The organism is Glutamicibacter nicotianae, assembly GCF_016907615.1.
GTDB classification, from domain to species: domain Bacteria; phylum Actinomycetota; class Actinomycetes; order Actinomycetales; family Micrococcaceae; genus Glutamicibacter; species Glutamicibacter nicotianae.
The window spans coordinates 839019-854844 of sequence record NZ_JAFBCH010000001.1 but is presented as its reverse complement, the minus strand read 5'-3'; the positions used below and the strand labels follow the sequence as shown (position 1 = coordinate 854844).

The 15826-nt window shown below is 58.9% G+C and carries 13 protein-coding genes, 1 tRNA gene and 2 riboswitches; of the genes, 6 read left to right on the top strand and 8 right to left on the bottom strand.

From position 1 onward, the window contains the following. Window positions 1-129: 129 nt before the first annotated feature. On the top strand, window positions 130-414 hold the full coding sequence (locus JOE62_RS04320; protein WP_204720604.1) for a hypothetical protein: 285 nt from the start codon (window positions 130-132) through the stop codon (window positions 412-414). A 578-nt stretch (window positions 415-992) separates the two neighbouring features. Beyond that, window positions 993-2522 carry an MFS transporter gene (locus JOE62_RS04315; protein WP_204720602.1) on the top strand — a complete coding sequence of 510 codons (1530 nt, stop codon included), beginning with the start codon at window positions 993-995 and terminating at the stop codon, window positions 2520-2522. Window positions 2523-2963: 441 nt separating this feature from the next. On the opposite strand, the gene sucD is transcribed toward JOE62_RS04315, so the two are convergent. The 3 genes from sucD to pcrA form a co-directional block, all read right to left on the bottom strand. Continuing rightward, window positions 2964-3866, bottom strand: a complete 903-nt coding sequence (gene sucD / locus JOE62_RS04310) for a succinate--CoA ligase subunit alpha (RefSeq protein WP_038990032.1) — start codon at window positions 3864-3866, stop codon at window positions 2964-2966. Between the two features lie 16 nt (window positions 3867-3882). Then, window positions 3883-5055 carry an ADP-forming succinate--CoA ligase subunit beta gene (gene sucC, locus JOE62_RS04305; protein WP_204720600.1) on the bottom strand — a complete coding sequence of 391 codons (1173 nt, stop codon included), beginning with the start codon at window positions 5053-5055 and terminating at the stop codon, window positions 3883-3885. 242 nt (window positions 5056-5297) lie between these two features. Further along, window positions 5298-7676 (bottom strand): DNA helicase PcrA, encoded by a 2379-nt coding sequence (gene pcrA / locus JOE62_RS04300; protein ID WP_204720598.1) that lies wholly within the window; start codon window positions 7674-7676, stop codon window positions 5298-5300. Between the two features lie 84 nt (window positions 7677-7760). On the opposite strand from pcrA, the gene JOE62_RS04295 reads away from it, so the two are divergent. Continuing rightward, complete coding sequence (locus JOE62_RS04295) at window positions 7761-8423, top strand: hypothetical protein (RefSeq protein WP_204720596.1); 663 nt, start codon at window positions 7761-7763, stop codon at window positions 8421-8423. Between the two features lie 67 nt (window positions 8424-8490). Further along, a tRNA-Arg gene (locus tag JOE62_RS04290) sits at window positions 8491-8567 on the top strand. 119 nt (window positions 8568-8686) lie between these two features. Here the strand turns inward: JOE62_RS04290 and JOE62_RS04285 are convergent. Continuing rightward, on the bottom strand, window positions 8687-9916 hold the full coding sequence (locus JOE62_RS04285) for an ROK family transcriptional regulator (RefSeq protein ID WP_204720594.1): 1230 nt from the start codon (window positions 9914-9916) through the stop codon (window positions 8687-8689). A 187-nt stretch (window positions 9917-10103) separates the two neighbouring features. On the opposite strand from JOE62_RS04285, the gene JOE62_RS04280 reads away from it, so the two are divergent. Next, on the top strand, window positions 10104-10514 hold the full coding sequence (locus tag JOE62_RS04280) for an NUDIX domain-containing protein (protein WP_204720592.1): 411 nt from the start codon (window positions 10104-10106) through the stop codon (window positions 10512-10514). Between the two features lie 45 nt (window positions 10515-10559). On the opposite strand, the gene JOE62_RS04275 is transcribed toward JOE62_RS04280, so the two are convergent. The 4 genes from JOE62_RS04275 to JOE62_RS04260 all read right to left on the bottom strand — a co-directional run bounded on the left by JOE62_RS04275 (window position 10560) and on the right by JOE62_RS04260 (window position 14438). Further along, window positions 10560-10892 (bottom strand): HNH endonuclease, encoded by a 333-nt coding sequence (locus tag JOE62_RS04275; RefSeq protein WP_420842170.1) that lies wholly within the window; start codon window positions 10890-10892, stop codon window positions 10560-10562. A 393-nt stretch (window positions 10893-11285) separates the two neighbouring features. Beyond that, complete coding sequence (locus JOE62_RS04270; protein ID WP_204720591.1) at window positions 11286-12137, bottom strand: C40 family peptidase; 852 nt, start codon at window positions 12135-12137, stop codon at window positions 11286-11288. A 3-nt stretch (window positions 12138-12140) separates the two neighbouring features. Further along, window positions 12141-12311, bottom strand: a riboswitch (cyclic di-AMP (ydaO/yuaA leader). A 123-nt stretch (window positions 12312-12434) separates the two neighbouring features. Continuing rightward, complete coding sequence (locus JOE62_RS04265; protein ID WP_204720589.1) at window positions 12435-13481, bottom strand: M23 family metallopeptidase; 1047 nt, start codon at window positions 13479-13481, stop codon at window positions 12435-12437. A 4-nt stretch (window positions 13482-13485) separates the two neighbouring features. Next, window positions 13486-13636: riboswitch (cyclic di-AMP (ydaO/yuaA leader) on the bottom strand. 103 nt (window positions 13637-13739) lie between these two features. Beyond that, on the bottom strand, window positions 13740-14438 hold the full coding sequence (locus tag JOE62_RS04260; RefSeq protein ID WP_204720587.1) for an iron-dependent transcriptional repressor DtxR: 699 nt from the start codon (window positions 14436-14438) through the stop codon (window positions 13740-13742). A 260-nt stretch (window positions 14439-14698) separates the two neighbouring features. Here JOE62_RS04260 and serC point away from each other — a divergent pair, with 260 nt between their 5' ends. Beyond that, entirely contained in the window at window positions 14699-15820 is a 1122-nt protein-coding gene (gene serC / locus JOE62_RS04255; protein ID WP_204720585.1) for a phosphoserine transaminase, read from the top strand. Window positions 15821-15826: the final 6 nt, after the last annotated feature.

Sequence of the window (15826 nt, the reverse complement as noted above, 5' to 3'; positions counted from 1 at the left end):
CTGTCAGCAAAACCCTGTATATTCAAAATGTTCGACGTTGTGCGCTGCGCCACACACGGTGCGCTCGTCGGGCTAGGACCCGGGCGGCTCCTCGTCCGGGTGATACGAACGACTAAGGCGGTAATATCCGTGTCCCTGATTAAATCGGAGACTCTCACTACCCCCGATGACGACTGGATGAGCGCATCGGTGAGTATCGATAAAGATCGTGTGGTGATTGAAACCAAGCAGGAACGCCTGTCCTTGGAGAATGCCCGGCTCCTGGAAAAGATCCGCAGGGTCTTGGCTTCCCCTCTCGAAGAGATTTTCTACAATCCGAAGCACCGCATGCTCCTGATCCCGGGGGCTTTCGCTGCCATCGGCTCTTCATTCCTCAGGATCGACACCGAAGCTGCAGCCGGTCTACGCGGCTAGCCTGCTTCGACTTCATGCCCCAAGCTGCCCACCGGTGGCCTTGGGGCATTTTTGCGTCCCGCAGAGACGGTGCCGGGTGCGGATGAGCAGCTCACGGGATTCTTGCCGTCTGAAGCCCCTGTTTGCCCCCTGGATCCAGGGCTTCAGGAACACAGTTTTCGCTCAGATTCTCCGTTTTCCACCCCGTGGCGGACCGAGTTCTTCGCCACAGTTTGAGCTTTTCGGGCAGTTTGCTTCGAGCCTTCGCCGATCGCCCGTTTGCCCTATGCTTCCGTGGCTAATTGGCGGTCGGCACTTCCGCGATCTGGCTATTTGCCCCGGGTCTGCATTGGCTCAAGAGAGCCTCTCGATCAGGGAATTAAACTAATTTTTGGTAAACTTGACGTTTGTCCGCTTAAGCGTTTCATCGCTCAAAGCCGGTTTTTGACCGGATTTTTGAGTAGAAATCTATCGATTTCGACGAGTCACACGGCGGTCGCAACCAGCTTCAGGGAGCAGAAAATTCGCTTCTCAACATTGTGGACGAGGATGGTCGCCGGCACCGGGACAAGATCAAGAAAGATATGAGGAGTGAAACTATGGAAGCACGAAACTCACGGAAGCCACGGTTCCGCAGAAAACGCCGGCTGAAGGTCGAAGACGTCAACGTTGTCGATGATTCGATGCTCAAGAAAGCCATCGGCGGCACCGTCGTTGGCAACTTGATGGAATGGTACGACGTAGGTGTCTACGGCTACCTCGCAGTGATCATCGGCAAGCTCTTCATGCCTGACACGGTAGCCCCCGCCATCCAAACCCTGTTCAGCCTAGGCGTATTCGCCGTGACCTTCGTTGCCCGCCCACTTGGCGGCGTGATTCTGGGCCAGCTAGGCGACCGCGTAGGACGCCAGAAGATCCTGGTCTTCACCCTGCTCATGATGGCTTTGGCGACATTCGGCATCGGTATCCTTCCGGACTACTCGGTATGGGGTGTAGCAGCGCCAATTCTCCTCGTCGTGCTGAAGCTGATCCAAGGCTTCTCCACCGGCGGCGAGTACGCCGGTGCTACTACATTCATTACCGAATACGCTCCGGATAAGCGCCGCGGCTTCTTCGCCTCGCTGCTGGACCTCGGCTCCTACATGGGCTTTGCCTTGGGCGCCGCCTTTGTCTCCATTCTCCAGCTGACCCTGAGCGAAGATGTCATGGAAGGCTTCGCCTGGCGCATTCCATTCCTGGTCGCTCTTCCACTCGGCGTCATCGCACTGTGGTTCCGTTCCAAGATTGAAGACACGCCTGCCTTCAAGGAAGCCCAGGAAGCCGCTAACCGCGCCAGCGACGACGCTCGGAACTCCGCCGACGCTCCGAAGGGCGTCATCGACCTGGTCCAGGCCTACTGGCGCGAATTGCTGACCGGTTTCGTGCTGGTCTCGGCCGCCAACACTGCAGGTTATGCACTGACCAGCTACATGCCTACCTACTTGACCGAGACCCTGAAATACGATCCGGTGCACGGCAACCTGCTGACCCTGCCGATTCTGGTTGGCATGTCCCTGTGCATCCCGCTGGCCGGCATGCTCTCCGACAGCATAGGCCGCCGCAAGGTCCTGTTCATTGGCTCCGGCTCGGCAGTTGTCCTGGCTATTCCAGCCTTCTTGTTCATGATGCATGGACAAATCTGGTCCACGCTGACGGGCCTTGCCCTGTTGGCCATCCCCGTGGTCTTCTACGTTTCCAACCTGGCTTCGTCGTTGCCAGCCCTGTTCCCCACCGCCTCGCGCTACAGTGGCATGGGCATCTCGTACAACTTCGCGGTAGCCATCTTTGGCGGCTTCGCACCGTTCATCATGCAGGCTCTGGTCACCGTGACCAATTCTTCCCTGGCACCTGCTTTCTGGGTCATGGGAACGTCGGTTGCCGGCATCATCGCCGTTTGCTTCTTGAAGGAATCCGCACGCAGGCCGCTTCCGGGTTCGCTGCCTTCGGTGGCCACCGAGGAAGAAGCAGTAGAGCTGGTTGCAACCCAGGAAGAAAACCCTGACCTGGACGTGGAAGAAATCTTCGAGCAGGTTCCTGCTCTGGAAGAAACCTACCAGCAGGAGATTGAAGCAGAGAAGGCCAAGTCCTAGGCCAATTACCGCTCAAAGGGCGATTTGACGATGGTGGGGCTGGTTCTGCAAAGGACCAGCCCCACCGTTGTCCTACCCGGCAGAACCGCCAGCAGCCCGCATAGCAGGGCTTGCATGCTGCAGGCGCAGGTCGATGGGTTCTGCGCCGGTTGACGCCCAAGCGACCGGTAGACCGGGCAACGCACCTGGCCATTGCTTGGGTCCGTTCGATGGCATTGCAGCCGGCGGCGTTTCATCGGCATGCTGATTCTTCTTGAAGTCCGGGGTCTTGGGGCTCAGGGGTTCACTCCGGCTGGTTGTCCGGCCCGTCCGTGCCCAGAACAGGCCACGGCTTCTCGGGTTAATGCGAAACGGCCGCCGCGGCTCCTGAAAAATTCAGGAGAAGCGGCGACCGTTTGTTCCCGGATGAAACCCGGGAATCAGCCTTGCTCCAGCGTCAGCTTAGAGAGCTGCGAAGACTTCGCGCAGCAGGCGGGCGGTCTCCGAAGGAGTCTTGCCAACCTTGACGCCTGCAGCTTCCAGGGCTTCCTTCTTCGCCTGGGCGGTGCCAGCCGAACCGGAAACGATGGCGCCTGCGTGGCCCATGGTCTTGCCCTCAGGAGCGGTGAAGCCAGCTACGTAGCCAACAACTGGCTTGGTGACGTTGGCCTTGATGAATTCGGCAGCGCGCTCCTCGGCGTCGCCACCGATTTCACCGATCATGACGATGGCCTTGGTCTCTGGATCAGCTTCGAAAGCAGCCAGGGCGTCGATGTGGGTGGTGCCGATGACTGGGTCGCCGCCGATGCCGATTGCGGTCGAGAAGCCCAGATCGCGCAGTTCGTACATCATCTGGTAGGTCAGGGTACCGGACTTGGAAACCAAACCGATTGGGCCCTTGCCGGTGATGTTGTTCGGGGTGATGCCAACCAGTGCCTCGCCTGGGGTGATGATGCCTGGGCAGTTAGGGCCGATGATGCGGGTGATCTGGTTGCCGTCAGCGTCAACCTTCGACTGTGCCAGAGCCCAGAACTCAGCGGAGTCCTGCACTGGAACACCTTCGGTGATGACTACGACGAGGCCGACCTCGGCCTCGATAGCCTCAACGACTGCGTCCTTGGTGAACTTAGGTGGCACGAAGACGATCGATACGTCAGCGCCGGTCTCGGCCTTGGCTTCCGCGACGGTGCCGTAAACCTTGATGTCCTGGTCACCGTGGGTCACGGTGGTGCCGGCCTTGCGGGCGTTCACGCCGCCAACAATGTTGGTGCCAGCCTTGAGCATCAGGGCGGTGTGCTTGGTGCCTTCGCCGCCGGTGATGCCCTGGACGATGACCTTGGAGTCCTTGTTCAGGTAAATGCTCATTGTTCGCTTATCCCTCTTACTTCGCTGCGTTGGCGAGCTCGGCAGCCTTGTCGGCGCCCTCATCCATGGTTGCTGCCAGGGTGACCAACGGGTGGTTGGCCTCGGCCAAGATGGCGCGACCCTCTTCAACGTTGTTGCCGTCCAGGCGGACAACCAGTGGCTTGTTCGCTGCGTCACCCAGGGTGTTCAGCGCGCCGACGATGCCGTTTGCGACAGCGTCGCATGCGGTGATGCCGCCGAAGACGTTGACGAAGACCGACTTGACCTGTGGGTCGTTCAGGATGACGTCAAGGCCGTTGGCCATGACCTCTGCCGATGCGCCACCGCCAATGTCCAGGAAGTTCGCTGGCTTCACGTCACCGTGGTTCTCGCCTGCGTAGGCGACAACGTCCAGGGTGGACATGACCAGGCCTGCACCGTTGCCGATGATGCCGATTTCGCCGTCCAGCTTGACGTAGTTCAGGCCCAGGGCCTTTGCCTTGGATTCCAGAGGATCGGCTGCGCCCTTGTCCTCGAGCTCTTCGTGAGCTGGGTGGCGAACCTCGGATGCGTTGTCATCCAGGGAGACCTTTCCGTCCAGCGCAACGATGTCGCCGGCACCGGTCTTCACCAGTGGGTTGACCTCAACGAGGGTGGCATCCTCTTCCTTGAAGACGGTCCACAGGGTCTGCAGGGTTTCTGCAACCTTGCCGCGCAGTTCTTCTGGGAAGCCTGCCTCGGCGACGATCTCTGCTGCCTTGTCGGCGTCGATGCCAACCAGCGGATCAACAGCAACGCGGGCCAGAGCTTCTGGGCGCTCCTCAGCCAGCTGCTCGATCTCCATGCCGCCCTCTACCGAGCACATTGCCAGGTAGTTGCGGTTTGCACGGTCCAGCAGTACCGAGAAGTAGAATTCCTCGGCAATGTCGGCGCCCTGAGCGATCATGACCTTGTTTACGGTGTGGCCCTTGATGTCCATACCGAGGATGTTGGAAGCGTGCTCGAAAGCTTCGTCGGCGGTCTTCGCGACCTTGACGCCGCCAGCCTTGCCACGGCCGCCAACCTTGACCTGTGCCTTAACTACTACAACGCCGCCGATCTTCTCAGCTGCGGCTTTGGCTTCTTCCGGGGTGTAAGCGACGATACCGGCAAGCACGGGAACGCCGTGTGCCTCGAATAGATCGCGCGCCTGGTACTCATACAGGTCCACGGGTTTGTGTCCTTCGTTCGAAGTTCATGCTGACTCGCGGCACGGCCACAGACCGAAATCCATGCCATGCCATAGAGAGCGCACCGCAACTACCGGGTCGTCGTAAGGCGCCGTAGCCCGTGCGCACCTCTCAGACTATCCCGACTTTCGCAAACTTCCCACTTTTACAGCATGTAGAGAAACCCGAAAACTTAGTCGGGAAGCATCAAGATGTGACGTGGAAAACAGTCGACGCCTGCAGGCTAGTCCACGATTTCCAGCGGTGCATAGCGCAACAAAAGCCTCTTCTCAGAGTCCGGAAACTGCACCTTGGCCACGGTCTTGTCTCCTGCACCTTCCAAAGCAATAACAGTTCCCAAGCCAAATGAAGAATGCTTGACGCTTTGCCCGACTTCAGGGATGGTGATGTCCTTATTCTGCACGACGCGTTTCTTGGACACCGGAGCGGCATTGTGCCCGCGCACCGGTTGCGGCGACGCCGAACCTGCACCCCAATGGCTGCCGCGGTCATATCTGCTGGTGGCGAAATTCACCGCTGCGTTACCGTAACCGAAGCCCATTCCACCGCCAGAGCCCTCGCGTTTCCAGTCGATGAGCTCGCTCGGCACCTCTTCCAGGAACTGGCTCGCCGGGTTGTACTGGGCCTGCCCCCAGAGGCTGCGCTGCTCGGCGCGCGTCAGGTACAGGCGCTCACGGGCACGGGTCAGCCCGACATAGGCCAAGCGGCGCTCTTCGGCGAGTTCCTTTTCGTCGGTCATGGAACGCTGGTGCGGGAAGACGCCGTGCTCCATGCCGGTCAGGAAGACCACCGGGAATTCCAGGCCCTTGGCGGTGTGCAGGGTCATCAAGGTGACCATGCCTTCCTGCGCGGCCATGGCCGCTCCCTCGTCATCGCTGGGCGCCTCCGGAATCTGGTCGGCATCCGCGACGAGAGCCACGCGCTCCAGGAAGCCTTCGAGGCCGCCTTCAGGCTCTTCGTTCACGTAGTCGCGGACCACGGCAACCAGTTCGGCGAGGTTCTCCACACGCGACTCATCCTGCGGATCCGAGGAGAGCCGGAGAGTTTCCAGGTATCCGGTCTGCTCAAGCACCGCTTCAAGGGCTTCTGCCGGGCCCGAGCCCTCCGCCACGGTCTTCAGGTCATCCATCATGGAGACAAAAGCTGCGGTCATCTTGATTCCGCGGGTTCCCAGCCCCGGCGCCTCGTCGGAACGGCGTAAGGCATCCATGAAGGAAATCCGGTCCCGTTCAGCCAGCGCCGCCACGGCGCCTTCGGCCCGGTCGCCGATGCCGCGCTTGGGCTCATTGAGAATGCGGCGGACGTTGATGTCATCGTCCGGGTTCACCAGGGCGCGCAGGTAGGCCAGCGCGTCCTTGATTTCCTTGCGGTCGTAGAAGCGGGTGCCGCCAACGACCCGGTACTTCAGGTCCAGGCGCATCAGCTGCTCTTCCAGGGCTCGCGACTGGGCGTTGGTGCGGTAGAAGATCGCCACATCGCCCGGGCGGACATCCTCGTCATCATTCAGACGCAGAATTTCTTCTGCAATCCAGCGTGCTTCGTCGGATTCGGATTCGCCGACATATCCGGTGATCTTCTCGCCGTCGCCGCTGGCAGTCCACAGCTTCTTCTCGTTGCGGTCGGGGTTTCGCTTGATGACCTCGTTGGCGGCCGACAGAATCGTCTGGGTGGAACGGTAGTTCTGTTCCAGCTTGATGGTTGCCGCGTTCGGATAGTCCTTTTCAAAGTCGACGATGTTGCGGATGTCGGCACCGCGGAAGGCATAAATCGACTGGTCCGAGTCGCCGACCACGGTCAGTTCGCCAGGTACGGCGTCGCCTTCGGCGCCGGTGAGCTCGCGCACCAGCGAGTACTGTGCGTGGTTGGTGTCCTGGTATTCGTCAATGAGCACATGGCGGAACCGGCGGCGGTAGCTGTCGGCCACTCGCGGGAACGCACGGAACATGTAGACGACCTGTCCAATCAGGTCGTCGAAGTCCATGGCGTTGGCGGCGCGCAGGCGGCGGGTGTAGCCGCGGTAGACCTCGGACACGGCACGCGAGAACGGATCATTGGCATTAATCGTTGCCGCGTAGTCCTCCTCGTCAATCAACTCGTTCTTCAGCGAGGAAATCTTGTGCGCAATTGCCTTTGGAGTGAAGCGCTTCGGGTCGATCTCCAAGGACTTGGCGACCAAGGTTATCAGGCGCAGCGAATCAGTGGAGTCGTAGATCGAGAAGTTGGATTTCAGCCCAATGGTGGCCGCTTCGCGACGCAGAATACGCACGCATGAGGAGTGGAACGTCGAGATCCACATCTTCTTCGCCTGCTCGTCACCGATCAGCTCAGCGGCTCGTTCGCGCATCTCGGCAGCGGCCTTGTTGGTGAAGGTGATCGCCAGGATTTCGTGCGGCCGCGCGCGTCCGGTCGCCAAGAGGTAGGCAATGCGGTGCGTCAGCACGCGGGTCTTTCCGGAACCAGCGCCAGCCACGATCAGCAACGGTCCGCCGGCATAGCGAACTGCTTCTTCCTGCTGCGGATTCATGCCCACCAAAAGCTCCTCGGCAGTGGGCGTGGCCTGTGGTGCGGAATCCGGGGCGAAATCATCAAAAAGGAAATCCATGATGTAGCCAGTCTACGTGGAGCGCCGGACACTTTTCAGTGAGGGCGGGAAAGCCCGCATCGCTGGCCGGGCATAATAGTAGATATGGCAAAGAAGGTCAGGAAAAGCAAAGAGTATCGGAAGCCTGCGCAGTTCGCCGAGCAGCAGAACCAGCCGCAGGGCGTGGGCATGGGGCCAGGCAAGGTGCAAAGCACCTCCCACGAGAACAAGTCAAACCCGATGCTGCTCATCTCGGTGGGCTTGATCGTATGCGTTGCCTTGTTCGCGTACTACCATCTGCTCACGATGGTGCAGATGAAGGACCTCAGTGATTCGCTGTCGATGCCCGATCAGCGGATTTTCGGCTACACGACCAGCGATATAGAAGCATTGCGCGGTGCCATGGATGATGACGCAGTCGGCCAGCTCAACTACCTGCACAAGACCGCGGGTTTCCTCTTCCCGATGTTTACCGCAGTGTTCTCCATGCTGTTGTTCATCCGCTGGATCCCCAACCGCCAGATGCGTTGGCTGGCCTGGATTGCCCCCTTGGGCTTCGCGGCCATTGATATTTGGGAGAACTTCGCCATTGATGCCCTATTGACTGGAGACTTGAGCAGTGGAGCCGTCGTATTGGCATCGATCCTCACGACGATCCGCTGGGCACTGCTGGTCATCACCGCCGGTCTTGTCATAGGCCTGGGTGCCCTACGTGCCAATCGTGCGCTCAAGGCAAAAATGGTTGCGATTCGCGAGGGAACGTCCTGAGCCGTGGCGTGAGAATTACGCCCGGCACGCCCTAGTAAGATAGTGTTGTTGGTGTTTTCACACCCATGCCTCTGTAGCTCAGTAGGATAGAGCGACCCTCTCCTAAAGGGTAGGCCGTCGGTTCGATTCCGGCCAGGGGCACCACGGAGGCCTTGTTTCCAGTCTTGCAATTGGGAACAAGGCTTTTGCCGTTGCTACGGCAGCAAGCACTGAGGGTACGTTCCATGCGGAACGTACCCTCAGTGCTTGAAGTTGGCTGTTGCTTAGCGCAGCAGCAGTGCGGTCGCCTTCGGCGACAGCGAAGCATCCATGACTACGCAAGCGCCACCGATGGCACCGACGTTGGAGCCGAGCTCGGACGTGCGGGTCTCTATTTCATGCACTCCGCGCAAGGCGAAGCGGCGGCCAATGGCATTCTGGACTTGATCATCGACCAGTTCGCGCACCTTTTCCCACTGCGGTCCGCCGAAGACAACTTCGCGCACGTCCAGCGAGTTGGCCAGCTGGCCGGCAACTTCGCCAACCTTGATCATGATCTCGGTGACCAGTTCCTTGGCGACCTTGTTGCCTTCATGGGCCAGCTCGTAGAGGCGGTTCATGCCGGCAGCGCGCTGTTCCGGACCAACGATTTCGAAGCTCGGCAGTTCCAGACCGCGCTCCTTGGCCTGGGCGGCGATGAATTCGTAAGAGGTGCCTGCGGCGAGGCAATCATCTGCACCGCATTCCTCGCAGGCCACACATTTGTGACCGGTCGAGTAGTGGCCGATTTCGCCTGCGTTGTTACTCGCACCATGGTGGACGTCACCGTTGAACACGAGACCAGCGCCGAAGCCGTGTCCGCAGTAGATGAAGACGAAGTCGTTGTTCTTCTCTTCCTTGGACTGCCACAGTTCGCCAACTGCCGAGGCAATGGTGTCCTTTTCGATGATGACCTGCAGGCGCAACAGCTTGCGCAGCGGGTTCACCAGTTCAACATCTGCCCAGCCATCGAGCAGCGGCGGGTTCAGCACCACACCTTCTTCGACGTTTACTGGACCCGGAACTGCAATGCCGACGCCGACAATGTGCTTCTTTGGCACGCGGATCTCAGCAATCAGCTCCTTGACGGTGGTTGCCATGAGCTGGACAGTTTCGGTAGCAACTTCGAGGTTGGGAACTTCGATGCTGCGTTCGCGCAGGACTTCGCCGCGCAGGTTCATCGCGACAAAGGTCAGAACGCTAGGGTCTAGGTGGATGCCAATGGAAACGAGACGGTTGCCTTCGAGCTCCAGTACGGTGCGAGGCTTGCCTGGCCCGGAAACGATAGTGCGGTCTTCTCGAACGATTCCGTCATCCAGCAAGCGGCGGACAACGTTGGAAATGGTCTGCGGCGACAGGCCAGTCGAGCCGGCCAGTTCAACGCGGCTGATTCCTTCCGGTGCCCGTCGAATCGACTCGAGAATTACGGCTTGGTTGAAGTCTCCCAAGCGCCCTAGATTTGTACCCCGTCGCATTTATTGCTCCATAGATCTGTAAAGTTGATGGATCGATCTTTCATTTCCAATGTTTTCGGTAGTCATCAATACCGCGGTTAGATACTGCGAGTAAATTAACCTTGATCAACTAGGACTAAAACCGTTGGAGATCCAATTAATCACGTTACCATCTCTAACTCGTATAAACACGCGATATTGTGTTTTGGTGAAGAAAAATTTGACGATCTCAGCGGCCTGTTTAATCAACAACCATGGAGAAATCCTGCTCGTACGCAAGCGCGGAACAACCATGTTCATGCAACCTGGCGGCAAGCCGGAGCGTGGGGAATCCGCGTTACAAACTATCATTCGAGAAATTCGCGAAGAACTGGGGCTGAGCTTCACCGCTGACGAACTGCGCTTCGACGGCGAATGGATCGGGCCAGCAGCCAACGAAGAAGACACCTCGATCCACGCATCTTTGTACAGTGCGGCTTTCCATGGCGAGCTCGCCCCGCTGGCAGAACTGGAAGAGCTGCTCTGGATCGACCCGCAGGCCGCGTTGGAACGCGAGGATATAGCTCCCCTGCTGCGAGACCACGTCCTGCCGCTAGCAATTGAGCGAAGCAAGAAGTAGGTCCCACACGGCCTAGCTGAAGGCCGCTGGGCCAGCGGCTAGCAGCTAAATAGCATGCAGGTATTCGTCCCACGCCGCGTCAACATGCTGCAGTCCCGAAACCAGGTGCCCGGCAACCCGTGGACGATGCGGCGTAATGCGCAATTGCCATCCCAACTGCGAGAGCATCTTGTCCGCTTTGCGGCTGTTGCAATGCAGGCAGGCGGCCACGAGGTTCTCCCAAGTGTTCTGCCCGCCCCTGCTGCGCGGGATCACGTGGTCAATCGTATTGGCTGCTTTGCCGCAATAGGCGCAGGTGAAGGAGTCCCTACGCAAAACGCCCCTACGGGTGACATGTTGCATGTCCCGGTAGGGGCGTCGTACATAGCGTTTCAGCACGATGACAGTTGGCCGCGGTAAATCTCCTTGAGAACTGCGAACTGGTGCGAGATCGTCTTGGAGGACGATGCTCGCCTTCTCGGTCATAACCAGCAGTAGCGCTCGACGGAACGTCACTACTGCCAGTGGCTCGTATCCTGCGTTTAATACCAATGTTCGCATTGCTCGTACTACCTTCATGAACCGATGGCTACCATCTGGCATTGATGGAGCTCGCGTTCTGCTCGGAGTGTCTCTAAGCGTTAGCCTATGCGATGCTTTCGATTATTGGTGGGTATCTCGCCAAGAAATTGTCTTCTTTTCATCACCTTGACGCCCATAGTTCATCTGATTAAACGAACATAGGCCATCGGATGACTTTCTCATCCGATGGCCTATGAAAAGTTTTCGTGCTTAGCCAGCCAAGGTGTAGTAGCCGTACAGCGGGTTGCGCGAAACCGAGTGGATAATGGTGTCCGTGGTTGGGTTCTGCGCACCGATCATCTGGCCGCCACCGAGGTAGATGCCAACGTGGCCGCCACCGTTCTGGAATACCAGGTCGCCTGGCTTAGGGTTGCTGGTGCGAACGAACTGGCCGGATGCGAGGATGGCCGAGGTGCCACGAGCAATGTTAATGCCGTGCTGTGCGTAGACATATTTGAGGAAGCCGGAGCAATCCCAGCCGCTTGGGCCGTTGCCGCCCCAGACGTATGGAACTCCAACGTACTTGGCAGCGGTTGCTGCGATGCCCGAAAGGTTGGAAGTCTGAACCTTGGTTTCAGCCTTTGGCTGGGCCTGCTGCTGCGGAGCCGATTCCTGTCCACCCGAACGGCTCTGACGAGTCATTGGTGCCATCGAATCCGAGCTGCCCGAGTTGCTGTTGCGGGTAGTCGGAGTGTTGCTGTTGCGGGTAGTCGGAGTGATGTCATTCGAAACTGCGATGACAACTGGCTCTGGCTTCTCTTCAGCAGTGAAGCTAGCGCGCTCGATCTCGACGTCAGCCTTCTTGTCGGCAGCAACCTTCACTGCCTTGACTGCGACACGCTCTGGGTTGATGGTGTCGACAGGCGCTGCGGAAACGTCACGTGGTGCGGTTGCCTGACCTGGCACACCGAGAGTAACGATCAAGCCGGATGCTGCTGCGACAACGGCTGCCTGGCGTCCCACCGAGCCAGCGTTGGATGCTACGGCCTGTGAAATCGCCTGTAGCGAATTAGTGCGTGGTACGTCGGCGCGGCGACGTCCGCGTGCATGACTCTTGGTCAAAGTATTGCCTCTCCTTGATACCTACGAGGTAAGCTGTCGGGTTCGAAGTGGAGTTACCTCGGTGGATTCGAAGTTGCCTTCTCTATCCACTTCACCCCTAGGGTTGTCAGCCAAAACTAACCACCCGATATTGGTTCCCCCGCCACTGCCGTACGAGTTGTGTATAACTACTCATTGCGTGTTGGCAGTGCTCGGTTCTCACGCAATGATGCCCAGGGATCCCCATGGCACGCATACAAGACTATAGGAAGTTTTTTGAAATGTCACGTTTTGATCACGGAATGGTGACGAAGGTCGTTATAACCAACCTGCTGGGTCTTTGAACTGGCCGTTAACGATCACTTCAAAGTGCACGTGAGGTCCGGTCGAGTTGCCGGTGCTGCCAGCCAATGCAACGACGTCACCGCGCTTAACCTTCTGACCGACCTTCACAACCAGCTTGCTGTTGTGGCTGTAACCGGTCTCCAGGCCGTTTCCGTGATCAAGCGTGATCCGGTTGCCGGAGTGCCCGGCCCAGCCGGATACGGTCACTACGCCGTCAGCTGCCGCGTAAACCTTGGTACCGCTCGGCACACCGTAATCGGTACCGCTGTGGATCATGAATCCAGGACCGGTTGGGTTCTTGCGGTACCCGAACGGAGAGGTGATGCGCTGCGTAGTAACTGGCGCAGCAAGCAGACCCGAAGTGTCCTTAATAGCCGTGATGCTACCGCCCGAGGCGGTCATGACCTCGGCGAATTTCTCTTCCTTGGCAACCTCGGGGTTCAGCTCCGAGGTCAAGGCTGCGCGCTCGACAGACAGTTCCGCATTTGCAGTTGGCGCCTTCACATCCACAACTGCGGAAGTGACGGTGCGCTGAGCGACAATCTCGCCAGCCGTGTTCTCGCCGGCACCACCCGAAAGTTGCGGGGTTACGGCAGCCAGCGCCAAGCCCGAAACTGCGGCGACAGCTGCCACCTTGTGGGCGAAGCCGCGGTGGTTGGACTTCTGTGCCTTCGACTTCAGGCTCGAAATGAATGCAACATTACCTGCAGCCTCAACCGCTGCAGGGGTACTCGCAGTCGCTTGAACAGCTCCTGGCAAGGCAACGACATTGCTCGCGGTGCCCTTGCCTGCAAGCAGGGCCTGGTTAGGCGCAACGCCGTAGCGTTGCATGGAGTCGAAGCGTCGACCAACAAAATCTGCATGGACCGGCTTGACCGGTGCAATTATCGGGACGGTGGCAGCAGCTCGTGCTGCCCGGCGCCCGCCGGTGCGCTCGATCGTCGAAGCGGTGACTTCTGCAATCACATCTACTTCAACGTCGGCAGCGCGGCGACGTCCCGCAGTCTTGGTTTCTACCAAAACAGTCCTCTCACTGTTGCGCCTACGAAGTTAGCTGTCGGGTTCGGCTACAGAGAATCAGCCGGCCTGCTTCACGCAGAACTTCACCCCAAGACGCTTGCACGCCGGAAAGTGGGTCCCCCGTTATTGCCCTCAAGATTTGGTGACCGTTTCTGGCGCAGGGCAACACTAGGCGGTCGCACCAGAATGGACAGAGCTAGCTAGTTCGCTAGCTCCGATGATTAACGTTACCTGTCAAAGCCAAAAGTTACAATTTCGTTATCTTTTCAGGGACTTTACAAATACGTGGGCACTGACCTCAACCGGCAGCTCCAGCGCGCCTTCGATGCCATCCACACGCACTACAACGTAGTCGTCGGCGCGCTCCAAGGTGACAATCGCACCCGGGCGGATTCCACCTTCGTTCAGTTGTCCGAGCAGGATTGGGTCGGTTTGGATCGGTTCGGCCAGACGCTCAATCGCCACCGGGCCGACGTTTCCGGACAACAGCGCGTCATCCAAATTCTCGACCTCATGTGAGATTTCGCCCACCTTAGGGCCACCGAGGACTTCCAGACCCGGAATCGGGTTGCCATATGGCGACACGGTTGGCTTGCCGAGCAGGTCGAAGAGCCGGCGCTCAACACGCTCACTCATGACGTGCTCCCAGCGGCACGCTTCATCGTGCACGTACTCCCAGTCCAAGCCGATGATGTCCGAGAGCAGGCGCTCCGCCAAACGATGCTTGCGCATCACGCCCGTGGCCAATTCGTGACCTTTCTCGGTCAACGCAAGGTGGCGATCGGTCGATACGATAACCAGGCCGTCGCGCTCCATGCGCGCAACCGTCTGCGACACAGTCGGGCCCGAGTGGCCAAGACGCTCTGCGATTCGGGCACGCAGTGCCACGATCTCCTCTTCTTGAAGCTCAAGAATGGTACGCAGATACATCTCGGTTGTATCGATAAGATCAGACACAGCAGCCGCTCCTGGAAGTCACAACAAATAAGTTCGCTTGAAAAATACGTGGCGTCAATACCCCACTCTACTTGGTTGGAGCGACAGAAAGCTCTGTAACCCGCCAAGCCTTCGGCGTAACCGACCGACGCGCTTTTCTCACGACCCCCCGCTATTTGCGAAGATATCTATTGAAACGCCAAGGCTATCTATCAATATTCCGAACAACGGGTAATAGTGGCCGACATGGCACTTCAATCTATCGCTACAAGAGGAGCGCGATGAGCACGGACATCAACATTCCAGAAAATCTTCTGCCCGCCGATGGTCGATTCGGCGCAGGACCGTCCAAGGTCCGCGCAGAACAGATCCAGGCCATCGTCGATGCCGGCCCCGAATTGCTCGGCACGTCCCACCGCCAAGCTCCGGTCAAGAACCTCGTCGCTTCGGTTCAGGATGGCTTGAAGCAAATGTTCAACGCTCCCGAAGGGTACGAAGTTCTCCTCGGCGTAGGTGGCTCCACCGCATTCTGGGACGCCGCAGCATTCAGCCTGGTCCGCTCCAAGGCGCAGCACCTGTCCTTCGGCGAATTCGGCTCGAAGTTCGCCAAGGCCACCGACAAGGCGCCATTCCTGGAGCCTTCCTCGATCATTGTCGGAGAGCCGGGCACCGTTCCCGAGCCAGTCGCCGAAGCCGACGTAGACCTCTACGCGTGGCCGCACAACGAGACCTCCACCGGTGCCGCGGCCCCAATCAAGCGCGTTCCTGGCGCTAATGATGATGCGCTGGTAGTCATTGACGCAACCAGCGCCGCCGGCGGCCTGGATGTCGATCTGGCCGAAACCGACGTGTACTACTTCGCTCCGCAGAAGAACTTCGCCTCGGACGGCGGCCTGTGGCTCGCCTTCGTCTCCCCTGCTGCCATTGCCCGCATCGAGGAAATCGCGGCAACCGACCGCTGGATCCCGGACTTCTTGAACCTGGCGACCGCGCTGGACAACTCCTTGAAGAACCAGACCTACAACACCCCCTCGCTGACCACCCTGGTTGGACTGGATGCACAGATCAAGTGGATCAATGCCAACGGCGGCCTGAAGTGGGCAGCGCAGCGCACCGCGGAATCGGCGGGCAAGATCCGTGATTGGGCCGAGGCTTCCGACGTCGCTTCGCCCTATGTTGCCAACCCGGCGCACCGCTCGAATGTCATCTCCACCATCGACTTCGACGACTCGGTCGATGCCTCGGCAATTGCCAAGGCACTGCGCGCCAATGGCGTTGTCGACGTGGAGCCATACCGCAAGCTCGGTCGCAACCAGCTGCGTATCGCCACGTTCGTTGCAATTGAGCCAAGCGATGTCGAGGCACTGCTCAAGTGCATCGACTACGTGATCGAACAGCTCTAAGCAGCC